The organism is Azospirillum agricola (genome assembly GCF_020005195.1).
GTDB lineage: Bacteria > Pseudomonadota > Alphaproteobacteria > Azospirillales > Azospirillaceae > Azospirillum > Azospirillum agricola.
The window spans coordinates 206,513-230,940 of record NZ_JAIFZR010000002.1 but is presented as its reverse complement, the minus strand read 5'-3'; the positions used below and the strand labels follow the sequence as shown (position 1 = coordinate 230,940).

Genomic DNA, 24,428 nt, shown 5'->3' with positions numbered 1-24,428 from the left:
AATGGCCGATCGTACAGCCCTCTCCCGGGGCGGGAGAGGGCGGTGCGCGTTACTTCCCGACCTTGTAGCCGTAATCCGGCTGGTCGGCGAAGGCGGCCTGTTCGGTGTTCTGGAGCTTGCCGTCGACCTTCTCCACCGTGCGCAGGTAGATGGTCTGGGTGACGTGGCGGCTGTCCGGGTTGATGGTCAGCGGCCCGCGCGGGCTCTCCCAGCTCATCCCCTTCACCGCGTCGACCGCCTTCAGCCCGTCGGACTTGCCGCCGGTCTTCTGGATCATCTGGTAGATGACATGCGCCCCGTCATAGGCGCCGACCGAGGTGAAGGTCACGGTGTCGCTGGAGCCGAACAGCTCCTTGTGCTTGGCGAGGAACGCCTTGTTCTTCGCCGAATCGTGGGCCTGGCTGTAGTTGAAGGTTGTGGTGATCCCCAGCGCCGCGTCGCCGAGCGCCGGCAGGTCGGGTTCCTGGGTGATGTCGCCGGGGCCGAAGAACTTGATGCCCTTCTCCTTCAGGCCGTTGTCGGCGAAGGCCTTGGCGAAGGCCAGCGTCGTCGGGCCGGCCGGCAGGAAGGCGTAGATCGCCTCGGCGCCCGAATCCTTGATCCGCTGCATGAAGGGGGCGAAGTCGTTGGACTTCAGCGGCATGCGGATGGTGTCGACGACCTTGCCGCCGGACTTCTCGAAGGTGGTCTTGAAGGCGGTCTCGCCGTCGATGCCGGGGCCGTAGTCGCTGACCGCGGTGACCACCGTCTTGATGCCCTGCTTGGCCATGTGCTCGGCCAGCGGCACGGTGTTCTGCCACAGGGTGAAGGAGGTGCGGACGTAGCGCGGCGACTTCTCGGTGATGGCCGAGGTCGCGGCGTTGAAGATCACCGCCGGGATGTTGGCCTCGTCGATCAGCGGCGCCACGGCCAGCGCGTCGGGGGTGAAGAAGAAGCCGGCGAGGTAGCCGACCTTCTCCTTGACGATCAGCTCCTGGGCGAGCGCCTTGCTTTGGGCCGGGTTGGCCTGGTCGAGGTCCTTGAAGATGAACTCGACGGTGTCGCCGCCGACGGTCTTGCCGTTTTCGGCCTGATAGACGGCGATGGCCTCCTTGAAGGTCTTGCCGACCATGGCGAAGGGGCCGGAGAATGGGGCGATCACGCCCACCTTGACCGTCGCCGCCGATGCCCCGCCAACCCCCAGCGCGAGGCCGAACACCGCCCCGAACAACGCCGTACGAAGATGCGTCGCCATGGTTCCTCCCAGTTTTTGCCCGTGATTTCGACCGTGACCGGATGTCGGGCATCGCCCGATCTTCAACTGTTTGGCCGAGCGTACTGAGGGACACCCAAACCGTCAAGTGCGATATTGGAATTTCAGGGCGATAATCGCACAATTGGGCAATTCCAGACAAGAGTATGTTCTGACAGGATGTTCTGGTTTCACACCGGAATTTATTCGGAAATTCGTTTATGCTGCAACGCAATATGGGCGTTAATCGAACGGAACTGTCTAAATTCGCCCTTGACACGCCTGCGACATTCCGTCCACCCTGTGCGTAAATAAAGACACTCGTGCGGTTTTCGCACATCCGGGAGGTCACATGGCGCTTATCACGCCCCTGCGCGAGGCGGTGTCGAGCCTCGTGCGCGACGGCGACACCGTTGCCCTCGAAGGCTTCACCCACCTCATCCCCCACGCCGCCGGGCACGAGATCATCCGTCAGGCGAAGAAGGATCTCACCCTGGTCCGCATGACGCCCGACCTGATCTACGACCAGATCATCGGCATGGGCGGGGTGCGCAAGCTGATCTTCTCCTGGGGCGGCAATCCCGGAGTCGGCTCGCTCCACCGCTTCCGCGACGCCGTCGAGGGCGGCTGGCCGCAGCGGCTGGAGATCGAGGAGCACAGCCACGCCGGCATGGCCAACGCCTACGTCGCCGGCGCCTCCAACCTGCCCTTCGCCCTGCTGCGCGGCTACACCGGCTCCGACCTGCCCAAGGTCAACCCGAACATCCGCTTCGTCGAGTGCCCCTTCACCGGCGAGAAGCTGGCCGCCATCCCGTCGGTCCGCCCCGACGTGACGGTGATCCATGCCCAGAAGGCCGACCGGCGCGGCAACGTGCTGCTGTGGGGCATCCTCGGCGTCCAGAAGGAGGCGGTCCTCGCCGCCAGGCGCTCCATCGTCACGGTCGAGGAGATCGTCGACGATCTGGAGGCGCCGCCCAACGCCTGCGTGCTGCCGGGCTGGGCGCTGTCGGCCGTCTGTCTTGAGCCGGGCGGCGCCTACCCCTCCTACGCGCAGGGCTATTACGAGCGCGACAACCGCTTCTACAAGGATTGGGATCCGGTGGCGCGCTCGCGCGACGGCTTCCGCGCCTGGATGAAGCGCCACGTCCTCGACACCGAGGATTTCGCGGATTTCCGGCGCGTGCTCGCCGAAACGGCCGGTCCGAAGGCCGCCGGACAGGAGGTTGCGTGATGGCTGAAACGGTTCCGTCCTCCGCCGATGTCCCGGCGACCGATTTTTCGGCGACCGAGATCATGACCGTGGCGGCCAGCCGCCTGCTGCACGACGGCACGGTCTGCTTCGTCGGCATCGGCCTGCCCTCCACGGCGGCGAATCTGGCGCGCCTCACCCACGCCCCCGAGGTGGTGCTGATCTACGAATCCGGCCCGATCGGCGCCAAGCCCAACGTGCTGCCGCTGTCGATCGGCGACGGCGATCTGGCGCTCACCGCCGACACGGTGGTCAGCACGCCGGAGATCTTCCGCTACTGGCTCCAGGGCGGGCGGATCGACGTCGGCTTCCTCGGCGCAGCGCAGGTCGACCGCTTCGCCAACATCAACACCACGGTGATCGGCGCCTACGACGCCCCCAAGGTCCGCCTGCCGGGCGCCGGCGGCGCGCCCGAGATCGCGGCCCAGGCCAAGGAGGTCTTCATCGTGCTCAAGCAGAGCCGGAAGGCCTTCGTCGAAAAGCTGCCCTTCGTCACCTCGGCCGGCTTCCTCGACGGCGGGGACGCGCGCGAGAAGGCGGGCATTCCGGGCGGCGGCCCGACGGCGGTCATCACCGACCTCGGCATCCTGACCCCCGACCCGGTGACGCGCGAGCTGACCCTGACCAGCATCCATCCCGGCGTGACGGTGGAGCAGGTCCGGGAAGCCACCGGCTGGGACCTGAAGATTTCCCCCGACCTGAAGACCACCGAGATCCCGGACGCCGCCGCCCTGGCCGCCCTGCGCGATCTCCAGGCCCGCACCGCCAGGGCGCACGGCCAATCCGCCGGCGGGGAGGGTTGAGCGATGCGTGACGCCTACATCTGCGACGCCGTCCGCACCCCGATCGGCCGCTACGCCGGAGCCCTGTCGCCGGTGCGCCCCGACGATCTCGGCGCCGTCCCGCTGAAGGCGCTGATGGAGCGCAACGCCGGCGTCGACTGGGCCGCCGTCGACGACGTGATCTTCGGCTGCGCCAACCAGGCCGGCGAGGACAACCGCAACGTTGCCCGCATGTCCAGCCTACTGGCCGGCCTGCCGGACAGCGTGCCGGGCACGACGATGAACCGGCTCTGCGGCTCCGGCATGGACGCCGTCGCCACGGCGGCGCGCGCCATCAAGGCCGGCGAGGCCGAGCTGATGATCGCCGGCGGCGTCGAGAGCATGAGCCGCGCCCCCTTCGTGATGGGCAAGGCGGAGACCGCCTTCGCGCGCGCCGCCGATATCCACGACACCACCATCGGCTGGCGCTTCGTCAACCCGCTGATGAAGGCGAAGTACGGCGTCGATTCGATGCCGGAGACGGCGGAGAACGTCGCCGAGGACTGGAGGATCTCGCGCGCCGACCAGGATTCCTTCGCCCTGCTCAGCCAGCAGCGCGCCGCCCGCGCCATCGCCGGGGGCCGGCTGGCGAAGGAGATCGTCCCGGTGGTGGTCAAGGGCCGCAAGGGCGAGACGGTGGTGACCACCGACGAGCACCCGCGCGCGACGACGCTGGAGGCGCTGGCCGCGCTGAAGCCGGTGGTCCGCCCCGGCGGCACGGTGACGGCCGGCAACGCGTCGGGCGTCAACGACGGCGCCTGCGCCCTGCTGATCGCGTCCGAGGCGGCGGTCAAGCGTTTCGGCCTGACGCCGCGCGCCCGCATCGTCGGCGGCGCCACCGCCGGGGTGCCGCCGCGCGTCATGGGCATCGGCCCGGCCCCGGCCACCCGCAAGCTGCTGGAGCGGCTGGGGCTTGGCATCGGCGCCATCGACGTCGTCGAGCTGAACGAGGCCTTCGCCGCGCAGGGGCTGGCGGTGCTGCGCGAGCTTGGCCTGCCGGACGACGCGCCGCACGTCAACCCGAACGGCGGCGCCATCGCGCTCGGCCACCCGCTGGGGATGAGCGGCGCGCGGCTGGTGACGACGGCGCTGCACGAGCTGGAGCACACGGGCGGGCGCCGCGCGCTCTGCACCATGTGCATCGGCGTCGGCCAGGGCATCGCCCTGGTGATCGAGCGGGTGTAGGATTCGGGGGCAAGAGCCCTCGGTGCCGGCACGTCACCCTGCCCGACCAACAACGAAACCGGGAGACACCATGCCCTTCATCGACGCCGGCGGCATCACGGTCCACTACGACCTGACCGGCCCGGCCGACGCGCCGGTGCTGCTGTTCGCCAACTCGATCGGCACCAGCTTCCACATCTGGGATGCGATGGTCCCTAAACTGTCCGGGTCCTACCGGGTGCTGCGCTACGACATGCGCGGCCACGGGCTGACCCAGGCGACGCCGGTGACCGGCGACGCCGGCTACGGCATGGACACGCTGGCCGACGACGCGGCGGCGCTGCTCGACGCGCTGGGCATCGCGCGGGCGCATGTCTGCGGCCTGTCGATCGGCGGGATGATGGCGCAGCGGCTGGCCGTCAAGGCGCCGCAGCGGGTGAACGGCCTGATCCTCTGCGACACCGCCGGGCTGATCGGCCCCCCCTCGGTCTGGACCGACCGCATCGCGGCGATCCGCGCCCGCGGCATGGCCGGCATCGCCGATGGGGTGATGGCCCGCTGGTTCACCGAGCGTTTCCGCGCCGAGCGCCCCGCTCAGGTCAGAGGCTACGCCGCCATGCTCGGCCGGACGACCGAGGACGGCTATGTCGGCTGCGCGATGGCGATCCGCCACGCCGACCTGCGCGCCGCCAACGCCGGCATCACCGCCCCGACGCTGGTGGTGGTCGGCGACCAGGATCTGGCGACCCCGCCGGCCCTGGCCCGCGAACTGGCCGCCAGCATCCCCGGCGCCCGCTTCACCCTGCTGCCCGACGCCGCCCACATCCCCTGCGTCGAGCGACCGGACGAACTGGCCGCCCTGATCGACGGGTTCCTGCGCGGCCTGCCACTCCGATAAGACCACACCGACAAGGCCAAGCCGATGACCGACGAGATGCTGGACAAGGATCTGTACGAGCGCGGGCTGGTGGTCCGCCGGGCGGTGCTGGGCGACGCCCATGTCGACCGCTCGCTGGCCCGCGCCACCCCGTTCGACGCCGACTTCCAGGAATACATCACCAAGCAGGCCTGGGGCTCGGTCTGGACCCGGCCGGGGCTCGACATCCGGACGCGCAGCATGCTGACCATCGGCATGCTGGCGGCGCTGGGCAAGGACGGCGAGCTGAAGCTTCACATCCGCGCCACCCGCAACACCGGCGTGACCCGCGACGAGGTGAAGGAGATCCTCCTGCAAACCGCCGTCTACGCCGGGGTCCCCACCGCCAACCACGCCATCGCGCTGGCCCGCGCCGTCTACGACGAGATGGACGCCGAAGACGCGGCCACGAACGCGCAGGAAGGCTGAGGGCCCGCCATGACCGACCCGTGCCCCGCCGATGTCCTGGCCGATCCGCTGCTCGATCCCCTCTTCACCACCGCGGCGGCGGCGCGCGCCTTCTCCCCCGCCGCGCGCGTGCAGGGGATGCTGGATTTCGAGGCGGCGCTCGCCCGCGCCGAGGCCGCCGTTGGAGTCATCCCGGCGACGGCGGTTCCCGCCATCGCGGCGGCCTGCGACGCGGCCCTCTACGACCCGGCCACGCTGGGAGCGGAGGCGGCGCTGGCCGGAAACACGGCCATCCCGCTGGTCAAGCATCTGACCAATCGCGTCAAGGCGACCGATCCCGACGCCGCGCGCTTCGTCCACTGGGGCGCCACCAGCCAGGACGCCATGGACAGCGGTCTGGTCCTGCAGCTGCGCGGCTTCATCGACGGGCTGGACGGCGATCTGAGGACGCTGGCCGACGCCCTGGCCGATCTCGCCGACCGCCACCGCGCGACGCCGATGGTGGCGCGCACCTGGCTGCAACACGCGCTTCCCACCACCTTCGGGCTGAAGGCCGCCGGCTGGCTCGACGCGCTCGGCCGCGACCGGCGGCGGCTGGCGGCGGCGCGCGGCGGTCTGGCGCTCCAGTTCGGCGGCGCCGCCGGCACGCTGGCGGCGCTCGGCGACGCCGGCCCGGCGGTGGCCGAGGCGCTCGCCCGCGAACTGGATCTTCCCCTGCCCGCCCTGCCCTGGCACGCCAGCCGTGACCGGATCACGGAACTGGCCGCCGCGCTGGGCATCCTCGCCGGCACGCTGGGCACCATCGGCCGCGACGTGTCGCTGATGATGCAGATGGAGGTCGCCGAAGCCTTCGAACCCACCGGCCCCGGCCGTGGCGGCTCCTCCACCATGCCGCACAAGCGCAACCCGGTGTCCTGCGCCGTGCTGCTGTCGGCCGCCGTCCGCGCCCCGGCCCTGGTCGGCGGGCTGCTCGCCGCGCAGGTGCAGGAGCACGAGCGCGGCCTGGGCGGCTGGCACGCCGAATGGCAGGCCCTGCCCGACCTCGCCCGCCTCGTCGCCGGGGCCGCCCACCACGCCGCCTCGATGATCGCCGGCCTGACGGTGGACGCCGACCGGATGCGCGCCAACCTCGACCTGACGCGCGGGCTGATCCTGGCGGAAGCGGTGACGATGGCGCTCGGCGGACGCATGGGGCGGCTCGCCGCCCATTCCCGCGTCGCCGAGGCCAGCCTCCGCGCCGCCGCCGGGCAGCGGCCCCTGCGCGACGTGCTGGCCGAGGATTCGGAGATCGCCCAGGCGCTTGGGATCGACGAGCTCGACCGGCTGTTCGACCCGCTGAACTACACCGGCTCGGCGGCGGTCTTCATCGACCGCGTGCTGGCGGGGCACGCACGGAATTGAGAGTGCCGACGCGCCGCCAAGCAACGGAAGCGGCGCAGGAGGAGGAAACAATGTCCCCACAGGAGGCGTCCGAGATGGACACGGTCAATCCGGCGGAAGCCGATTTCACCCCGCGCGACTGGGCCCAGCACCCGCCCTACCTGTCGCCCGGCTACAAGTCGACGGTGCTGCGCTCGCCGCGCAAGCCGCTGATCCCGATGAGGCAGAGCCTGTCGGTCCGCACCGGGCCGGCGTTCGGCCATGACAGCCTCGACCCGCTGGATTCCGACCTGACGCAGAACGGCCGCGTCAACGGCGAAGCGATCGGCGAGCGCATCATCGTCACCGGCCGCGTGCTGGACGAGAGCGGCCGGCCGGTGCCCAACACGCTGCTGGAGATCTGGCAGGCCAACGCGACCGGCCGCTACGTCCACCGCTGGGACCAGCACGACGCGCCGATCGACCCCAACTTCTTCGGGGCCGGGCGCTGCATGACCGACGAGCAGGGGCGCTACCGCTTCGTCTCGATCAAGCCCGGCGCCTATCCCTGGGGCAACCACCACAACGCGTGGCGCCCGGCGCACATCCATTTCTCGCTGTTCGGGCCGTCCTTCCTGACCCGGCTGGTCACCCAGATGTATTTCCCCGGCGACCCGCTGCTGCCGCTCGACCCGATCTTCAACGGCGTGCCGGAGGGGTCGCGCGACCTGCTGGTCTCGCGCTTCTCGATCGACGTGACCGAGCCGGTCTGGGCGCTCGGCTACGAGTTCGACATCGTCCTGCGCGGACGCCACGCCACGCCGATGGAGGCCTGAGCCATGCTGAAGCAAACCCCGTCCCAGACCGTCGGCCCCTATTTCGCCTACGCCTGGACGCCGGAGACCTACGGGCGCCGCCCGCTGGCGACCAACGACCTGACCCGCAACGGCACCACCGGCGAGCACATCCGCCTGGAGGGCGTCGTCTATGACGGCGAGGGCGCCATCGTCCGCGACTGCGTGGTCGAGATCTGGCAGGCCGACGCCGCCGGCAAGCACCAGCCCGGCACCGCCGGCTTCGGCCGCTGCGCCACCAACGATTCCGGCGAGTATCATTTCCACACGGTGAAGCCGGGAGCGCTCGGCGACGGGCAGGCGCCGCACATCGCGGTGACGGTGTTCGCCCGCGGCATGCTGAGCCACGCCTTCACCCGCGTGCATTTCTCCGACGAGGAGAGCGCCAACGCCGCCGACCCGGTGCTGGCGACGGTGCCGGAGGAGCGGCGCGCGACCCTGATCGCCACCCGCGCGGCGGGGAGCTTCGGCACCGTCTACCGTTTCGACATCCGCATCCAGGGCGAGAACGAGACGGTCTTCTTCGACTGCTGAGGGGCCGTCAGGCGCGGGCGCGTTCGATCTCGACGCCGACGCTGGCGGCGTCGGGGAACACGTCCAGCTTTTCAACGCGGACCTTCGCCGACGCCACCCGCGCGTCGGCGAGGCAGCGTTCGGCGATCCGCTCGGCCAGCGTCTCCACCAGCGTGACATGGCCCTGCGTCACCACGCCCTTGACCAGCACGGCCATGTCCTCGCCGGTCACGCCGGGCCCGATGACCTCCAGGTCGAGGTTCAGGCGGATGCGCTGGGACTTGATCCGTTCATGCGCGTAGACGCCGATCAGCGCGTCCATCACCAGATCGCGGACGAAGCAGCGGGTGGACAGCACCGCCGGGGCCGAACGCGGCAGCGGGGCGGTGACGGTGGCGAAGAGCTTGTTCATGGGAAACGCCTATACACGGACGGCGGCGCGCTGCCAAGCCGCCGCCGCCGCAAGGCAGGGCCGCCCCCGGCGGGCGGCGCTCCGCCGGATGGGCCGGCCCGGTGGACCGGCTCAGTGGGCCTCGGCCCGGATGCGCTCGCGCAGCACGTCGATCGGCTGGAGGGCGTCGCCGTCCTCGTAATGCCAGAAGGTCCAGCCGTTGCAGGCCGGCAGCCCGGCCATGGCGGCGCCGACCTGATGGATCGAGCCGCGATGGTCGCCGCGCGGGCTGGAGCCGATCAGCGTGCCGTCGGCGCGCACCTTGGCGGCGACGCGGCGGCGCTGGTCGAACAGGGTCGAGCCGGGGCGCAGAAGCCCGCGCTCCACCACCCAGCCAAAGGGAATGCGCGGCGCGCTGCGCTTGGGCGGCGTGTCGAGGATGGCGCCCTCCGGCGCCTCCTCCACCGCGTCGATGCGGGCCTGCGCCGCCTTGACGTAGCTGTCGTCGCGCTCCAGCCCGATCCATTTGCGGCCCAGCCGCTTGGCGACGGCGCCGGTGGTGCCGGTGCCGAAGAAGGGGTCGAGCACCGTGTCGCCCGGCCGCGACGAGGACATGATGACCCGGTAGAGCAGCGCCTCCGGCTTCTGCGTCGGGTGGGTCTTCTTGCCGTCGCCATCGCGCAGCCGCTCGCCGCCGGTGCAGATCGGCAGCAACCAGTCGCTGCGCATCTGGAGATCCTCGTTGAGGTTCTTCATGGCGTCGTAGTTGAACTGGTAGCGCGCGTCCTTGTCCTTCGACGCCCAGATCATCGTCTCGTGGGCGTTGGCGAAGCGGGTGCCCCGGAAGTTCGGCATCGGGTTGGTCTTGCGCCAGACGATGTCGTTCAGGATCCAGAAGCCCAGATTCTGCAAGGTCGCGCCGACCCGGAAGATGTTGTGGTAGCTGCCGATCACCCACATCGAGCCGTTCGGCTTCAGGATGCGGCGGGCCGCCGCCATCCAGTCGCGGGTGAAGCGGTCGTAGGCCTCGAAATCCTCGAACTTGTCCCACTCGTCGTCCACCCCGGCGACGCGGGAATGGTTCGGCCGCAGCAGCTCACCCCCCAACTGGAGGTTGTAAGGCGGGTCGGCGAAGACGAGATCGACCGACTCGGCCGGCAACTCGTTCATGAGAGCGATGCAATCGCCGACGAGGATACGATTGTGAGGGAGCATTGGGGCAACCGAATGAAGCGGGGACTCGGCCGGACAATGATTCGGGCCCGAGTCGCCGTCAACAGCTTTTTTCGGCAAGAGTCAGGAGAGTCAGCCGGTTATGGCCTTTTGCCGGGCGACTGGTGCAAAAGAGACTCGGTGGTGCGGCGTGACGCCGTGGACACTCAGCGCGGCCAGATGCTCGGGCGTCGGGTAGCCGGCGTTGCGGTCCCAGCCATAGTGTGGATGCTCGGCCGACAACCGCAACATCTCGCTGTCACGCGCCACTTTGGCGAGAATCGACGCGCAGGCGATGGATTGGCTGCGGCTGTCGCCCTTGACCACCGCCACCGCCTCGCAGCCGAGGTCGGGGAGAAATTTTCCGTCGATCAGGGCGGCGTCCGGCGCCGCGCCCGCCAGGGCGTGGTAGGCGCGCTTCATGGCGAGCAGCGTCGCCTTGTGGATGTTCAGTGCGTCGATCTCGGCCGCCGACGCCTCGGCGATGGCGAAGGCGAGCGCGTGGGCGCGGATGGCCGGCTCGATCTCCTCGCGCAGGCGGCGGGCGAGCGCCTTGCTGTCGTCGATGAGGGCGGCGATCTCCGGCGGCAATCCCTCGGGCGGCAGGACCACGGCGGCGGCGACCACCGGACCGGCGAGCGGGCCGCGCCCGACCTCGTCGATGCCGCAGACCCGGCGGCCGGGACCGAAGGCGGCCTCGAAGGACAGGTCGGGGCGGTAGCGGGGCGCCGGGGCGCGCGGCGTGGCGGAGGCGGCTTTGCGGGGCATGACGGAATCGCGAATTGGAGAGGAGCGGACCGCTAGATAGCGGCAGCCGGCGGCGGGCGGCAAGGACCGGGCGCCACCCCTCCCCTGCCCATCTTTTGATCTGTCCCCTTGAGAAGCGGTTCGCGGCTGCGGTATGGATGCGCCCCGCGACGGCATGGCGCCGCCGCGTGCCAGCCGGGATTCGCTCGCCATGACCGCCGAAACCACCCCCGCTTCCGCCGAATGCCCCTGCCGGTCCGGCAAGAGCCTGGACGCCTGCTGCGGCCCCTATCTGGCCGGCCTGCCCGCCCCGACGGCGGAGGCGCTGATGCGGTCGCGCTATTCGGCCTTCGCCACCGGCAACATCGACTATCTGCACGACACGCTGCTGCCCAACACCCGCGACGACTTCAATCGCGAAGAGATCGAGAACTGGGCGAAGAACAGCGTCTGGACCGGGGTCGAGATCCGCGGCACCGAGGCCGGCCAGCCGGGCGACAGCGAAGGGGTGGTCGAGTTCGTCGCCCGCTTCTCGATGAACGGCAAGCCGATGACCCACCACGAGACCAGCCGCTTCGCCCACCAGGACGGCCGCTGGTACTACGTCGACGGCACGCTGGGCGCCCGTCCGCGCAGCGGCCCCAAGGTCGGCCGCAACGATCCCTGCCCGTGCGGCAGCGGCAAGAAGTACAAGAAATGCCACGGGGCGGCGGCCTGATTCGGTCGTCCTCCACCCGCGATGCGGTTGTCCGGCTTGTTTCATCGACCCCGACGCGCTCGCCCGGCGGGCCGCGATCGGGGTTTCTCGAGTCTTTCGTGCGCCCCGATGCGATCCTGATTGAAATATGATCGGGAACGGATCATCTTCCGCGTGCCGTGTTCCGGCGTTTCGGAGTGCGGCGTATCACGACAGATGAGACTACACTGATGTTCGACCGTCCGCAGCGCAACAACAACTCCTTCCGCGCTCCCGAGATCACCCAGCGCGACATCCGCGCCACCGTCAAGTGGTTCAACGCCACCAAGGGCTTCGGCTTCGTCACGCCCGAAGACGGTTCGCCGGATGCTTTCCTGCATTCCACGGTTCTGCAATTCTGCGGACATGACAGCCTGGACGAAGGCGCCACCATCACCTGCGATCTGTCGCGCGGCCCGAAGGGCCCGCAGGTTGCCACCATCCACGCCGTGGACACCTCGACGGCGGCCCCCAGCCGTCCGGCGCGCCCGGCGCGCGAGCGTGACTCCTGGGGCAATGACGGCGGCTACGGCGGCGGCGGCGGCTACAGCAGCCGCGGCGGCTACGGCGACGACGCCGACGGCGAGGTTGTCGACGGCACGGTGAAGTGGTTCAACGTCACCAAGGGCTTCGGCTTCATCGCCCCGGCCACCGGAGGCAAGGACATCTTCGTCCACATCCGCGCTCTGGAGCGTTCGGGCATCCAGGGTCTGTCGGACGGCGAGCAGGTCCGCGTCACCATCCGCCAGGGCGCCAAGGGTCCGGAAGCTCAGCGCATCGAGCTGCCGTAATCTCGTCTCGTGATGTGAAAAGCCCCCCGCTCCACCGGAGCGGGGGGCTTTTTGCTGGCCCCACGCGGACGATCCGGCCCGAAGACGGCCGGGAGCGCGGATCACGCCTGCTTGGCGTCGATGATGCCGCGTCGGATGGCGCGGGTCTTGGTGAACTGGTCCTGCAACTGCTGCCCCTCGCCCCAACGGATGGCGCGCTGGAGGGCGGTCAGATCCTCGGTGAAGCGCTGAAGGATCTCCAGGACCGCCTCCCGGTTGTTCAGGAACACGTCGCGCCACATCACCGGATCGCTGGCGGCGATGCGGGTGAAGTCGCGGAAGCCGCCGGCCGAGAATTTGATGACCTCGGACTTGGTGTCGTCCTCCAGGTCCGACGCGGTGCCGACGATGGTGTAGGCGATCAGGTGCGGCAGGTGGGACGTGATGGCCAGCACGCGGTCATGGTGGTTGGCGTCCATGATCTCGACCGTGGAGCCGACGCGGCGCCACAGCTCCATCACCTTTTCCACCGCCGCGGCATCGGCGCCGGTCGGCGGGGTCAGGATGCACCAGCGGCCCTGGAACAGGCTGGCGAAGCCGGCTTCCGGCCCGGAATGCTCGGTGCCGGCGACCGGATGGCCGGGAATCAGATGCACGCCGTCCGGCAGGTTGGGGCCGACGTCGCGGAACACCGCCTGCTTCACCGACCCGACATCGGTCACGATGGTGCCGGGCGCCAGATGCGGGCCGATGCGCTCGCCCACCTCGGCGAAGCTGCCGACCGGGGTGGCGAGCACGACCAGATCGGCGCCGTCCAGCGCGACCTCGATCTCGGTCGTCGCCATCTCGACGATGCCCAGTTCCATCGCCTTGACGCAGGCGTCCTTGCTGCGGTCGGCGCAGACCACCTGCCGGGCGATCCCATACTCCGCCATCGCCCGCGCCAGGGAGGAGCCGATCAGACCGATGCCGACGATGGCGACGCGGTCGAACAGGGGAGCGGTGTCGGTCATGGTGATCCACCGGAGATGGGTTGCGGAGGCGAAAAACGCCCCGTTTTAAACCACCTCGGCGCGGATGCACCAAGCGAAACTTTGCCGGACGGCCGGGAGCCAGCCCATGGGGAGCCAGCCGTCTGTCCTACGGGGATGCGCCTTCCACAACGGCCATGGCCTGCTCCTGGGCTTTCAGATGCTGGAGCTGTATCGGAATCTCCGCCATGGAGAACTGGACGAGCGCCACGCCACCGACCTCGATCCTGACGATGACTCCGTTCCCCAGGGCGGGATGGATGACGGTGTCCCCCACCATCGCCCCCTGCACACCCAGACTCTCGGCCTCGAAATCGGCCCGGCAGAACCGGCAGACCAGCGCGGCCCGCTTGATGGTTTCCGCGCAACGCGGGCAGGGCTTGGTGTCGGGCAGAGCAACGGACGAGCCGATCGCCGACAAACCAACGCCCGGTTCCGGATCGTAGGGTGAACGGGGGATAAGCAGGGTCTCAGCCTCCGCGGGAGAGGGCGAGGGAGAGGGTGGCCCGACGCGGGGAAGAAGAAAAAGCACGATCAAAACCAGAGGCGTCAGGAAAAAACCCAACAAGAACCAGAGCCATCGCCTCCGGCCGCGTCTTGAAGCGATCAGAGCCCCCAGCACGCCCCCAACGATTGCAATCAGTAATTCCATTTCCGCATTCGGACTTGCGATGAAGGCCGATATTATGCAGCCTCCGGAAGATCATGTCGAACAGGAAACACGCGGAGCCGAGCCAGGAGAAGCAGACGAACGCGGCACTGGAGAATCCGTACGGGCATTTGAAGTATGGAGGTGAGACCTTGACCAACGATCTTCCGAATCTCCCGTCTTATCGGGAGTGGCTGTCAGGAGTGAATTCAAACAACGATGGCCTGGAGCGCAGCCTCGACGCCCTGACCCGCCTGCGCGACGCCGGCTACATCACACTTGCTGAGTTCACGCAGAAGCGCACGGAAATCCTGAACCGTCTCGCCCCCTCCGGCGGCATGACAACCTCCGCGCAGCCCCCCGCCCCAGCGGTCCCTCTCGTCCCATCCGCATCCAACGGATACCGGCGCCCCCTCCCCGGCCTGAAAGACAGGAAGCCGAAGGTCTGGATCGCTTCATCAAGGGTCTGGATCGCCTCCCCCTGACCCGGCCGTCGGCTATGAGTTCGTACACCTCAGCCGCCGGCGGCTTCCTCTTCCGCCTGCCGGCGCCGGAAGCCGATCAGGGCGGTTTCGTCCAGCATGTTGGCGTCCTTGCGCTTCTGCTTCTCCTTCTCGCGCTTCAGCCGTTCCTCCTCGGCCAGTTCGTAGCGCTTCAACTCCTGGTAGGCCTCGGCCATCTGGTCGGTCGCCACCGAGATCTGCACCTCGACCTGCGCCAGCGATTCACCCAGCCGCCGTCCGCGCTCCAGCGCCGCCTGGGCGAAGTTCGCGTAGGTGAAGGACACCGCGAAATCCTCGCGGGCGGTCGCCTGCTCGCGGGCGATCTCCTCCTTCAGGCGCTCGATCTCCGCCTTCAGACGGTCGCCGAGATTCTGCAATTCGGCCAGCACACGGCGCTTCTCGTCGAGCTGGAGCTTTTGCAGGCGGATGATGGTCTTGAGGCTCATTGCGGCCACTGCACCCCGAAGATTTCAGCCAGAAGGGCGTAGCTGGTCGCCAGATCGGTCGATTCCCGCTTGCCCTGCTTCAAGAAGGCCTCCAACGCCGGCTGGTAATGGATGGCCTCGTCCACCTGCGGGTCGGAGCCCTTGCGGTAGGCGCCCAGCCGGATCATCTCGGCCATGTTGTCGTAGGAGGACAGCAGGCGCCGCGCGTGCCCGACCAGCTCGTTCTCGTTCCGGGAATTGCAGCCCGGCATGGTGCGCGAGACGCTGCGCAGGATGTTGATGGCCGGGTAGCGCCCGCGCTCGCCGATCTGGCGCTCCAGCACGATGTGGCCGTCGAGGATGCCGCGCACCGCGTCGGCGATCGGCTCGTTGTGGTCGTCGCCCTCGACCAGCACGGTGAACAGCCCGGTGATCGAACCGGAGCCGACCAGCCCCGGCCCGGCGCGTTCCAGCAGGCGCGGCAGCTCGGCGAAGACGGTCGGCGGGTAGCCCTTGGTCGTCGGCGGCTCGCCGGCCGACAGGCCGATCTCGCGCTGGGCCATGGCGAAGCGGGTCACGCTGTCCATCATGCACAGCACGTTGCGGCCCTCGTCGCGGAAATGCTCGGCGACCGCCAGCGTCATGTAGGCGGCCTGCCGGCGCATCAGCGGCGCCTCGTCGGAGGTGGCGCAGACGACGATGCTGCGCGCCAAGCCCTCCTCGCCGAGATCCTCGGTGATGAACTCCTGCAACTCGCGGCCGCGCTCGCCGATCAGCCCGATCACCGCGATCTCGGCCCCGGAGAAGCGCGCCAGCATCGACATGACCGACGATTTGCCGACGCCCGAGCCGGCGAAGATGCCCATGCGCTGCCCCAGGCAGCAGGTGAGGAAGGCGTTGATGGCGCGGATGCCGAGATCGAGCTTCTCGCCGACCCGCGCGCGGGCGTGGGCGTTGGGCGGGTTGTTGCGGATCGGCGTGGCGCGCGGCCCCTTGGGCAGCGGCCCCTTGCCGTCGACCGGCTCGCCCAGCGCGTTGACCACGCGGCCGAGCCAGGCGTCGGTCGGGAAGATCGAGGGCTGGTCGCCCGCCACCAGAGCCCGGCAGCCCAGCCCCACCCCGTCGAGCGCGCCGAACGGCATCAGCAGCGCGCGGCCCTGGCGGAAGCCGACCACCTCGCAGGGGACGTGGCGGCCGTCGCGCGTCTCGACGATGCAGCGGCCGCCGACCGACAGCTCCTTCTCGATGCCGCCGACCTCGACCATCAGGCCGGACACGGCGGTGACGCGGCCGAAGCGGCTGTGGCCCGGAATGGCGTCGATGTCGCGGATCAGTTGGGCGATGTCGGCTGGCATGGTCCCGGTCCAGAGCGTCGGAACGAAAAGGGCGGCGAAGGGTTAACAAAGAGGAGGTAGAGCGGTGGACCCGTTTCCCGTTAACCACCATGTCCGCATCTTCCGATGGAAGCATTAACGTTGGATGAAGCGCATCACGCTGGCGTTAAGCTGAATCGTCTGTTAACTTGTGTAAACGGCGGGGGGTAAACCGTTCATGAAGGAGCGGGTGCCGCGCCAGGGTTCCGGTTGCGAAAGCGCGCCATCAAACGTCGGGATATCGCCATGAGGGTTCTGCTGGTTGAAGACGACTCCTCCGTCGCCAAAAGCATCGAATTGATGCTGAACACGGAAGGGTTCATCGTCGACTCTACCGACCTGGGTGAAGACGGGCTGGAGATCGGCAAGCTCTACGATTACGACATCATCATCCTCGATCTGATGTTGCCGGACATCGACGGGTACGAGGTGCTGCGCCGCCTGCGCGCCGCCCGCGTCACCACGCCGATCCTGATCCTCTCGGGCCTCACCGAGATGGACAACAAGATCAAGGGGCTGGGTTTCGGCGCCGACGACTACCTGACCAAGCCGTTCGACAAGCGCGAGTTGATCGCCCGCATCCAGGCGATCGTCCGCCGGTCCAAGGGCCATTCCGACAGCGTCATCCGCACCGGCCGCCTGACCGTCAACCTCGACACCCGCACGGTGGAGGTCGACACCCAGCCGCTGCACCTGACCGGCAAGGAATACGGCATCCTGGAGCTGCTGAGCCTGCGCAAGGGCACCACCCTGACCAAGGAGATGTTCCTCAACCATCTCTACGGCGGGATGGACGAGCCGGAACTGAAGATCATCGACGTCTTCGTCTGCAAGCTGCGCAAGAAGCTGGCCGCCGCCACCCAGGGCGACAACTACATCGAGACGGTGTGGGGCCGCGGCTATGTGCTGCGCGACCCGCACGAGGCGATCGCCGAGGGCAACCCGCCCCCGCCACCCCGCGTGCAGCAGCAGCAGCCGACGGGCTGAGGGCCGCTGCCTTCCCCGCCCTTTCCCTTGGGTTCCCGCGCGCCGGCGTGGCCATATTTCCAGGCTCCGCCGGTTTTCGCTTGAACAGGGTGGGTGCAGCCCCCACTTCTAGGGTGTCATTCTGCTTCGGACTGCCCGGGCCTGTTACGCCCACGATCTCGCTTCGCGAGCTTGCCAGATTGCGGCCAATCCAAAATCCAGTCTGATGCGGCGCATCGGTGATGCGCCGCCACTAGCGCTATGGGAGACAGAGATGCCCGTCGGCACCGTCAAATGGTTCAACAGCACCAAGGGCTTCGGTTTCATTCAGCCGGAAAGCGGCGGGGCGGATGTGTTCGTTCACATCTCCGCCGTCGAGCGCGCCGGGCTGCGCAGCCTGCTGGAAGGCCAGAAGGTTTCCTACGAAGAGCAGCGCGATCCGAAGCGTGGCAAGACCTCGGCGGAAAACCTGAAGGCGGTCTGATCCGTCTTTAGCGATTCCAGAGAAAAGGGCATCGGGAAACCGATGCCCTTTTTCCGTGTTTCCCGATCCGGAGTCCGCACCCATGGCCTTCAAACCGAATTACAACCAGCAGCGCGCCGAGCGCAACCGCGCCAAAGAGCAGAAGAAGCAGGAAAAGCTGCAGCGCCGCGAGGAGGAGGTGGCCGCCCGCCGCGCCGCCGGCCTGCCGCCCGACCTTGATTCCGAGGTTGGCGACGCCGACAAGCTCGCGGACGACGCGCCCGGCCAAACGGACACCGAGACGACCGGCAACGGTTGAGTCACCGATCACGCCTTTCAGGAGAGTGCGACATGGCACGCAGCAAGAAACAGCCGGTGGACGCCAGCTTCATCCTCTACGACGTCTTCTACCAGGACGGCGCCCGCACCTCGAACCGCAAGGTTCCGACGGCCGAAATCGACAGCTTTGACAACGAAGCCTCGGTCCGCGCCTTCATCGAGGCGCAGGATCGCAAGATTGCCGAAATGTCGGGCAACCCGCGCGGACCGATCAAGTCGATCACCCGCTCGGACGCCTGAGCGCCGGCCGGCACCCCGCCCTCAGGGATGCGCCATCAGGGATGCGGGAGGCGGTTCAGCCCGCCGCCTTCATCCCCGCGGCCGAGAAGCCGCCCAGGCTGTAGAGGCCACGCTGGCCCTCGACCGGCTTGAAACGGTCGGTGATGCCCAGCACGGTCTCGGCGCCGCCGAGATAGAGCACGCCATCCTGCGGCATCTGGCGGGCGATGGCCTCCAGCACCTTGGCCTTGGTCGGCCCATCGAAATAGATCAGCACGTTGCGGCAGAAGACGATGTCGAACTGCCCCAGCGGCGACAGGTCGCCCAGCAGATTCCATTCCCGGAACGACGCCATCTGGCGAAGCTGCGGGCTGATCTGCCACTTGTCCCCGTTCTGCTTGAAATGCTTCACCAGCATGGTGATCGGCAGGCCGCGCTGGACCTCGAACTGGGTGTAGACGCCGGCCTTGCAGCGCTCCACCATCTCGCCCGAAATGTCGGTGCCGACGATCTCGATCCGCCAGCCGGCCAGCTTGGCCGCCTCGTCGTTCAGGATCATCGCCAGCGAATAGGCTTCCTGGCCGGACGAGCAGGCCGCCGACCAGATGCGCAAGCTCCGCTTGGCCGCCCGTGCCTCCATCAGCCGCGGCAGCACGAGCTGGCGGAACTGGTCGAACGGCTTCTGGTCGCGGAAGAAGGACGATTCGTTGGTCGTCATCGCTTCCGTGATGTCGCGCAGCAGCGCCTCGTCCTTGCGGGTGCGGACGGTGGTCGCCAGCTCCTCCAACCCCTTCATGTTCCATTTGCGGGCCACCGGCATCAGCCGGGATTCCAGCAGATAGGCCTTGTCGCGGGTCAGGACCAAGCCGGAGCGCTGCTTGAGCAGCGTGGAGAACATGTCGAAATCTTCGACTCTCATGCTGCCCTCGAGGCGAACTTGCGGATGTAGGGACCGATTTCCTTGAGCGGCAGGATCGACTGGCAGATGCCGGCCTGGGCCACCGCGCCCGGCATGCCCCAGACGACGCTCGACGCCTCGTCCTGGGCGATCAGGGTGCCGCCGCCGTTGACGACGTCGGTGCAGCCCTTCAGCCCGTCCTGCCCCATGCCGGTCAGGATGCAGGCCAGGATCTTGCGCCCGCCATAGGCCTTCAGGATCGACCGCATCATCGGGTCGACCGCCGGGCGGCAGAAATTCTCGGGCGGATCCTTGGTCAGCGAAATCACGTTCACCCCGGCGCGCTGGGTCACCAGCATATGGAAGTCGCCGGGCGCGATGTAGCAGCGGTTCGGCACCACCGGCTCGCCGTCCTTCGCCTCCTGGGCGTTGATGCCGCACTGGCGGGTGATGTGCTCGGCCAGGATGGTGGTGAAGGTCGCCGGCATGTGCTGGGTGATCAGGATCGGCTGGGTGACGCCGCTCTTCATGTGCGACAGCACCTCGAACAGCGCCTGAGGCCCGCCGGTGGAACTCCCGATGGCGATCACGTCGGGCTTCACCTGGAGGCCGACGGGCGCCGGGCGGGTGGTGATCGGCCCGACCTCGCGTTTCAGCAACGACAGGGGCAGCGGCGCCGGCGACAGCGGGCGGATTTCGCCGCGGGTCCGCGATCCGGCGCGGCGGGCGGCGGCGCCCAGCGCCTTGACCTTGGACACCAGCTCGCGCTTGAAATCCTCGGCTCCGCCGATCTCGCGGGTCGAGGTCGGCTTGGGGATGTAGTCGGCGGCACCGGCCGACAGGCAGCGGATCGAGACGTCGGCCCCGCGCAGCGTCAGCGTCGAGGCCATGATGATCTTGACCTGCGGCGCCACCGCCAGCAGCTTCGGAATGGCGGTCAGCCCGTCCATCACCGGCATCTCGATGTCGAGCACGATGACGTCGATCGAGTTGCGCTGGAGCGAGTTGACGGCCATCTGGCCGTCGCCGACCGAGGTCACGACGCGGATGTCCGCGTCGCCTTCCAGCGCGCGGGTCAGCAGGCCGCGGATGACCGCGGAATCGTCCACCACCATGACGCGGATGGGGTCCGCGCCGCCCGCCCCGGAGCCGCCCCCGGAGCCGCCAAGCCCCGAACCGGTCGTCGTTCCCAGGCCGGCCGGCCGCGCGGCGCTGAAGGGTCTGCCAAAACTGTCCGACATAACGGCGAATCGCCTTTCAATCCAACACCGGGACGGTTGCTGCGCGACGCGAAGGCGTCACAGCAGCCCGACCTGGGCGAATTTGGTCTGGATGATGTCGCTGTCGAAGGGCTTCATGATGTATTCGTTGGCCCCGGCCGACAACGCCTCCTGGATGTGGGCGAGATCATTCTCGGTCGTGCAGAACACCACCTTGGGGAAATCGCCGCCGCTCATCTTGCGCAGACGGCGCAGGAATTCGATCCCCGTCATCACCGGCATGTTCCAGTCCAGCAGGATGGCGTCGGGCATCTGCTTCGCGCAGGCCTCCATCGCCTGCTTGCCGTCCTCGGCCTCGGTGCAGGCGAAGTTCAGTTCCTCGAGGATCTTGCGGGCAACCTTGCGCACAACTCGACTGTCATCGACCACCAGACAGGATTTCATCTCGGTAAGGCCTCGGGCATGCGGAAATTCCGGCGGAGGAGCCAGGGAGGATTGACACCCTCCCCGGTCCGGTGGGCGGCGTCAAGCCGCCTCGACGGTCGTGAAGTTCAGCAGGCGCGGAACGTCGAGAACCACCATCAGCTGGCCGTTCAGGCGGTAGATGCCGGTCGACACCTCGCGCCAGCGCGGATCCAGCGTCGCCGGGTTGCGCTCGAAATCCTCGTTGGTGAGGCTCAGCACCTCGCCGACCGAGTCGACCATCAGGCTGTACAGCTCGCCGCGCAGGTCGACGACGATGGACATGCCGGGCTTGTCCTTCGGCCGGCCGGTCAGGCCAAGCCGCAGGCGGACGTCGATCGCGGTGACGATGCGGCCGCGCAGGTTCAGCGAGCCGGCCACCTCGGGCGGCGCCAGCGGGATCCGGGTGATCCGCTGATGCCCCAGCACGTCCTGCACCTGAAGGACCGGGATGCCGAACATCTGGTCGGCGATCGTCATGGTCACGTAATCCTGGTTGCCGGTGGCGACGAGGTCGTCGCCCTTCGACTTCCGGACGGTGGACGGCAGCTTGGCGTTGCTCATGCGGCACCTTTCTGTTCGGTCAGCGTCTGCTGGAGGGCGTAGAGCAGCGCGTCACGGTCGAACTTGGCGACATAGTCATTGAAACCGGCGATCCGGCCGCGGTCGAGGTCGCGCGGGCTGGCGTGGCTCGACAATGCCACCATCGGCACATGATGCCAACGGCTGCCGTGGCGGACCGCCTCGGCGAAGTCGAAGCCGCTCATGCCCGGCATCTCGATGTCCGACACGATGACGTCGAAGTCCTCCCCAGCCTCGCACAGCGCCAGCGCGTCGCCGGCGTTCTCCACCGCCGTCACGTCGTAGCCGGCGACCGACAGCAGCGGCGTCAGCAGGTTGCGGAAGAAGGGGCTGTCGTCGACCAGCAGCACGCGCTGGAGCTTCTCCTCCTCGAACCCCTCGTTGGTGGCCGAGCCGAACCAGTCCTTGTAGGCCTGGGTCAGGAAGAAGCCGGCGTCGATGACCTCCGTCGCCTTGCCGGCGATGATCGCCGAGCCCATCAGGCCGGGACGCTCGGCGGCGAGCTGGACCTGGAGCTTCTCCTCGACGATGTCGACGATCTCGTCGACGATCAGGCCCATCGAGCGGTCGCCGTCGGCGAAGACCAGCACCGGCTGGCGGCCTTCCTGGCCGATCATGAAGTTGGGGTCGATCGGGACCAGCGGCATCAGCTTGCCGCGGTACTGGACCATCGGCAGGCCGTTGGACATCTCGACCGTGGCGAGATCGACGTCCTCCAGGCGGGCGACCAGCGACAGCGGCACCGCCTTGGGCGCGCCCTCCCCGGCGCGGAACAGCAGGAGCGCCATCTTGTCCTCCTGGCGCTGGGTCTGGACGGTGGCCGCCTCCTTGCCGGCGCTCTCGCCGCCGCCCAGCTCGCCGGTGGCCGACGCGATGCCGTTGGGGTCGAGGATCATGATCACCGAGCCGTCGCCGAGGATCGTGTTGCCCGAGAACATCTCGATGTGGCGCAGGATCGGGGCGACCGGCTTGACGACGATTTCCTCGGTGTCGAACACGCGGTCGACCATGATGCCGAAGGTGTAGGTGCCGACCTGGGTGACGACGATGAAGGTCTCGTCCTCGGTCTTCTTGGCGGCCTCGGCGGCGTCGTCGAGCCTGAGGAGCTGCTGGAGCGAGACCAGCGGCAGCAGGCGGTTGCGCAGGCGCAGCACCGGCGTGCCCTTCAGGCGCTCGATGGTGTGCTCGCTGTCGGCGGCGGCGCGCACCAGTTCGACCACGCTGATCTGCGGGATGGCGAAGCGCTCGCCGGCGCACTCGACGATCAGGGCGGAGACGATGGCCAGCGTCAGCGGGATCTTGATGACGAAGGTCGAACCCTTGCCCTGGGTCGACTTGATCTCGATCGTGCCGCCGATCTTCTCGATGTTGGTCTTGACCACGTCCATGCCGACGCCGCGGCCCGACACGTTGGTGACCTTCGCCGCGGTCGAGAAGCCGGGCTTCATGATGAACTGGATGATCTGCTGGTCGGTCATCGACGCCAGCTCGATCTCCGAGGCCATGTTGTTCTGGATGGCCTTCTGCTTGATCCGGTCGATCGCCAGACCCTTACCATCATCCTGGATCTCGATGATGATGTGGCCGCCCTCGTGGTAGGCGTTCAGCGTGATGCGGCCGGTCTCGATCTTGCCGGCCTTGACGCGCTCGGCCGGGATCTCCAACCCATGGTCGGCGCTGTTGCGCACCATGTGGGTCAGCGGATCCTTGATCAGCTCCAGCACCTGGCGGTCCAGCTCGGTGTCGGCGCCGAGCATCTGGAGGTCGATCTTCTTGTTCAGTTCGTGCGCGAGATCGCGCACCAGGCGCGGCAGCTTGGCCCAGGCGTTGCCGATCGGCTGCATGCGCGTCTTCATGACGCCTTCCTGCAACTCGGACGTCACATGGTTCAGACGCTGCAAGGGTGCGGCGAACTCGCTCTCCTTCTGGGACCGGAGGATCTGGAGCAGCTGGTTGCGGGTCAGCACCAGCTCCGAGACCATGGTCATCAGGTTTTCGAGCAGGTCGACGTTGACGCGGATGGTTTGGGCGGCGACCGCCGATTCCTTGGTCGCGGCCTCGGTGCCGCCATCGTTGCCGCCAGCGCCGCCGCCGGTGACCGGGGTCGCGGCGACCGGAACCTTGGCGGCGGGAACCGGCTCCGGTTCGGGAACGACCAGATCCTGGGAGGGGGCGGGCTCATCGGCCGGCTCGGGCGCGCGGGGCGCCAGCGCGGTGCTGGCCGGGGCGGGAACCGGGGTCGCCGGGCCGGGCGTGGAATTCCACAGCGCCTCCAGCTCGTCGAGCGTCACCGGGCGCTCCTCCGCGGCGGCGACCGCCGGGGCGGTGGGGGCGGCGGGCGGCGGAGCGGCGGCGGCCGGAGCGGGGCCGCCCAGCTTGCCTTCGGCGCACAGGTTCAGCCGCTCGATCAGCGGCAGGTCGTCGCCCGGCGGCTCGGCCTCGGTGGCCTCCAGCACGGCGAGCAGGCTCTTGATGGTGTCGAGCGCCTGGAGGATCAGCGAGACCGCTTCCGGGTTGATCGTCAGTTCGCCGTCACGGAACTTGCCGAGCACGTTCTCCGACGCGTGCGCCACCTTCTCCAGGCGCGGCAGGCCGAGGAAGCCGCAGGTGCCCTTGATGGTGTGGACGAGGCGGAAGATGTTCGACAGCAGCTCCGGATTGTTGGGATTCTGCTCCAATCGGACCAACTCGACGTCGAGCACCGATAGGTTTTCGTTGGTTTCCGTCAGAAATTCGGAGAGCAGATCATCCATGTCGCATTCCCCAGGCCCAATGTTATGGTCCGTGCCGGCCCGCGGCCCGAACGGGCGACGTCGAGCGTCGCCGGTTGCGTTCCAGTCCAGGTGTGACCGGAGCGTGTCAAACACTGATTAAGAGAACCTTACCTCTTTTGATAGGGACGTTCGTGCAACACCCCGCCGAGGAAA

Annotated in this window: 28 protein-coding genes; 15 read left to right on the top strand and 13 right to left on the bottom strand. The window is 68.3% G+C overall.

The window, feature by feature from the left end:
• Nucleotides 1-49 precede the first annotated feature (49 nt).
• Nucleotides 50-1,234, bottom strand: coding sequence for an ABC transporter substrate-binding protein (locus JN22_RS03920; protein ID WP_085552674.1), 1,185 nt, complete (start codon nucleotides 1,232-1,234; stop codon nucleotides 50-52).
• Between the two features lie 349 nt (nucleotides 1,235-1,583).
• Between JN22_RS03920 and JN22_RS03915 the strand changes: the two genes are divergently transcribed.
• From JN22_RS03915 to pcaG, 8 genes are all read left to right on the top strand, one after another.
• Nucleotides 1,584-2,462 carry a CoA transferase subunit A gene (locus JN22_RS03915; protein WP_085552673.1) on the top strand — a complete coding sequence of 293 codons (879 nt, stop codon included), beginning with the start codon at nucleotides 1,584-1,586 and terminating at the stop codon, nucleotides 2,460-2,462.
• A complete protein-coding gene (locus JN22_RS03910; protein WP_085552672.1) occupies nucleotides 2,462-3,283 on the top strand; it encodes a CoA-transferase subunit beta in 822 nt (273 codons plus the stop codon). Before JN22_RS03915 ends, JN22_RS03910 begins: the two co-directional genes overlap by 1 nt.
• A 3-nt stretch (nucleotides 3,284-3,286) precedes the next feature.
• On the top strand, nucleotides 3,287-4,486 hold the full coding sequence (gene pcaF, locus JN22_RS03905; protein WP_085552671.1) for a 3-oxoadipyl-CoA thiolase: 1,200 nt from the start codon (nucleotides 3,287-3,289) through the stop codon (nucleotides 4,484-4,486).
• A gap of 70 nt (nucleotides 4,487-4,556) precedes the next feature.
• Complete coding sequence (pcaD, locus tag JN22_RS03900; protein ID WP_085552670.1) at nucleotides 4,557-5,363, top strand: 3-oxoadipate enol-lactonase; 807 nt, start codon at nucleotides 4,557-4,559, stop codon at nucleotides 5,361-5,363.
• Between the two features lie 24 nt (nucleotides 5,364-5,387).
• Nucleotides 5,388-5,810, top strand: coding sequence for a 4-carboxymuconolactone decarboxylase (gene pcaC / locus JN22_RS03895; RefSeq protein WP_449658088.1), 423 nt, complete (start codon nucleotides 5,388-5,390; stop codon nucleotides 5,808-5,810).
• A 9-nt stretch (nucleotides 5,811-5,819) separates the two neighbouring features.
• Entirely contained in the window at nucleotides 5,820-7,190 is a 1,371-nt protein-coding gene (locus tag JN22_RS03890; protein ID WP_085552669.1) for a 3-carboxy-cis,cis-muconate cycloisomerase, read from the top strand.
• Between the two features lie 74 nt (nucleotides 7,191-7,264).
• Complete coding sequence (gene pcaH / locus JN22_RS03885) at nucleotides 7,265-7,984, top strand: protocatechuate 3,4-dioxygenase subunit beta (protein ID WP_085552668.1); 720 nt, start codon at nucleotides 7,265-7,267, stop codon at nucleotides 7,982-7,984.
• Between the two features lie 3 nt (nucleotides 7,985-7,987).
• On the top strand, nucleotides 7,988-8,536 hold the full coding sequence (gene pcaG / locus JN22_RS03880; protein ID WP_085552667.1) for a protocatechuate 3,4-dioxygenase subunit alpha: 549 nt from the start codon (nucleotides 7,988-7,990) through the stop codon (nucleotides 8,534-8,536).
• A 7-nt stretch (nucleotides 8,537-8,543) separates the two neighbouring features.
• Here the strand turns inward: pcaG and JN22_RS03875 are convergent, their stop codons facing one another.
• From JN22_RS03875 to JN22_RS03865, 3 genes are all read right to left on the bottom strand, one after another.
• On the bottom strand, nucleotides 8,544-8,927 hold the full coding sequence (locus JN22_RS03875; protein ID WP_085552666.1) for a dihydroneopterin aldolase: 384 nt from the start codon (nucleotides 8,925-8,927) through the stop codon (nucleotides 8,544-8,546).
• Between the two features lie 111 nt (nucleotides 8,928-9,038).
• Nucleotides 9,039-10,121, bottom strand: coding sequence for a site-specific DNA-methyltransferase (locus JN22_RS03870; RefSeq protein WP_085552665.1), 1,083 nt, complete (start codon nucleotides 10,119-10,121; stop codon nucleotides 9,039-9,041).
• A gap of 90 nt (nucleotides 10,122-10,211) precedes the next feature.
• The gene (locus tag JN22_RS03865) at nucleotides 10,212-10,886 is read right to left on the bottom strand and encodes a ribonuclease HII (RefSeq protein ID WP_085552664.1); all 675 of its coding nucleotides are present in this window, start codon (nucleotides 10,884-10,886) and stop codon (nucleotides 10,212-10,214) included.
• A gap of 190 nt (nucleotides 10,887-11,076) precedes the next feature.
• On the opposite strand from JN22_RS03865, the gene JN22_RS03860 reads away from it, so the two are divergent.
• Nucleotides 11,077-11,583 (top strand): YchJ family protein, encoded by a 507-nt coding sequence (locus tag JN22_RS03860; protein ID WP_085553404.1) that lies wholly within the window; start codon nucleotides 11,077-11,079, stop codon nucleotides 11,581-11,583.
• A gap of 209 nt (nucleotides 11,584-11,792) precedes the next feature.
• Nucleotides 11,793-12,392, top strand: a complete 600-nt coding sequence (locus JN22_RS03855) for a cold-shock protein (protein ID WP_085552663.1) — start codon at nucleotides 11,793-11,795, stop codon at nucleotides 12,390-12,392.
• A gap of 101 nt (nucleotides 12,393-12,493) precedes the next feature.
• Here JN22_RS03855 and JN22_RS03850 read toward each other — a convergent pair whose 3' ends face one another.
• Both JN22_RS03850 and JN22_RS03845 read right to left on the bottom strand, forming a co-directional pair.
• Nucleotides 12,494-13,384 (bottom strand): prephenate/arogenate dehydrogenase family protein, encoded by an 891-nt coding sequence (locus tag JN22_RS03850; RefSeq protein ID WP_143268140.1) that lies wholly within the window; start codon nucleotides 13,382-13,384, stop codon nucleotides 12,494-12,496.
• A 127-nt stretch (nucleotides 13,385-13,511) separates the two neighbouring features.
• Nucleotides 13,512-14,054 (bottom strand): hypothetical protein, encoded by a 543-nt coding sequence (locus JN22_RS03845; RefSeq protein ID WP_179166034.1) that lies wholly within the window; start codon nucleotides 14,052-14,054, stop codon nucleotides 13,512-13,514.
• 149 nt (nucleotides 14,055-14,203) lie between these two features.
• Here JN22_RS03845 and JN22_RS03840 point away from each other — a divergent pair, with 149 nt between their 5' ends.
• Complete coding sequence (locus tag JN22_RS03840) at nucleotides 14,204-14,536, top strand: SHOCT domain-containing protein (RefSeq protein ID WP_143268139.1); 333 nt, start codon at nucleotides 14,204-14,206, stop codon at nucleotides 14,534-14,536.
• 29 nt (nucleotides 14,537-14,565) lie between these two features.
• Here the strand turns inward: JN22_RS03840 and JN22_RS03835 are convergent, their stop codons facing one another.
• Complete coding sequence (locus tag JN22_RS03835) at nucleotides 14,566-15,000, bottom strand: flagellar export protein FliJ (protein ID WP_085552659.1); 435 nt, start codon at nucleotides 14,998-15,000, stop codon at nucleotides 14,566-14,568.
• Nucleotides 14,997-16,334, bottom strand: a complete 1,338-nt coding sequence (fliI, locus tag JN22_RS03830; RefSeq protein WP_085552658.1) for a flagellar protein export ATPase FliI — start codon at nucleotides 16,332-16,334, stop codon at nucleotides 14,997-14,999. Before fliI ends, JN22_RS03835 begins: the two co-directional genes overlap by 4 nt.
• A gap of 264 nt (nucleotides 16,335-16,598) precedes the next feature.
• Here fliI and ctrA point away from each other — a divergent pair, with 264 nt between their 5' ends.
• From ctrA to JN22_RS03810, 4 genes are all read left to right on the top strand, one after another.
• Nucleotides 16,599-17,339: a response regulator transcription factor CtrA gene (ctrA, locus tag JN22_RS03825; RefSeq protein WP_085552657.1), complete on the top strand. Its 741-nt coding sequence runs from the start codon at nucleotides 16,599-16,601 to the stop codon at nucleotides 17,337-17,339.
• 253 nt (nucleotides 17,340-17,592) lie between these two features.
• Nucleotides 17,593-17,802, top strand: coding sequence for a cold-shock protein (locus JN22_RS03820; protein WP_085552656.1), 210 nt, complete (start codon nucleotides 17,593-17,595; stop codon nucleotides 17,800-17,802).
• Between the two features lie 82 nt (nucleotides 17,803-17,884).
• Nucleotides 17,885-18,100 (top strand): hypothetical protein, encoded by a 216-nt coding sequence (locus JN22_RS03815; RefSeq protein WP_085552655.1) that lies wholly within the window; start codon nucleotides 17,885-17,887, stop codon nucleotides 18,098-18,100.
• Nucleotides 18,101-18,132: 32 nt separating this feature from the next.
• Nucleotides 18,133-18,360, top strand: coding sequence for a hypothetical protein (locus JN22_RS03810; protein ID WP_085552654.1), 228 nt, complete (start codon nucleotides 18,133-18,135; stop codon nucleotides 18,358-18,360).
• Nucleotides 18,361-18,415: 55 nt separating this feature from the next.
• Here JN22_RS03810 and JN22_RS03805 read toward each other — a convergent pair whose 3' ends face one another.
• From JN22_RS03805 to JN22_RS03785, 5 genes are all read right to left on the bottom strand, one after another.
• On the bottom strand, nucleotides 18,416-19,258 hold the full coding sequence (locus JN22_RS03805) for a CheR family methyltransferase (RefSeq protein ID WP_085552653.1): 843 nt from the start codon (nucleotides 19,256-19,258) through the stop codon (nucleotides 18,416-18,418).
• The gene (locus tag JN22_RS03800; protein WP_085553403.1) at nucleotides 19,255-20,352 is read right to left on the bottom strand and encodes a protein-glutamate methylesterase/protein-glutamine glutaminase; all 1,098 of its coding nucleotides are present in this window, start codon (nucleotides 20,350-20,352) and stop codon (nucleotides 19,255-19,257) included. The genes JN22_RS03805 and JN22_RS03800 overlap by 4 nt, the downstream gene beginning before the upstream one ends.
• A gap of 183 nt (nucleotides 20,353-20,535) precedes the next feature.
• On the bottom strand, nucleotides 20,536-20,901 hold the full coding sequence (locus JN22_RS03795) for a response regulator (protein ID WP_085552652.1): 366 nt from the start codon (nucleotides 20,899-20,901) through the stop codon (nucleotides 20,536-20,538).
• Between the two features lie 81 nt (nucleotides 20,902-20,982).
• Nucleotides 20,983-21,483, bottom strand: a complete 501-nt coding sequence (locus JN22_RS03790) for a chemotaxis protein CheW (RefSeq protein WP_085552651.1) — start codon at nucleotides 21,481-21,483, stop codon at nucleotides 20,983-20,985.
• Nucleotides 21,480-24,254 carry a hybrid sensor histidine kinase/response regulator gene (locus JN22_RS03785; protein WP_085552650.1) on the bottom strand — a complete coding sequence of 925 codons (2,775 nt, stop codon included), beginning with the start codon at nucleotides 24,252-24,254 and terminating at the stop codon, nucleotides 21,480-21,482. The genes JN22_RS03790 and JN22_RS03785 overlap by 4 nt, the downstream gene beginning before the upstream one ends.
• Nucleotides 24,255-24,428 lie beyond the last annotated feature (174 nt).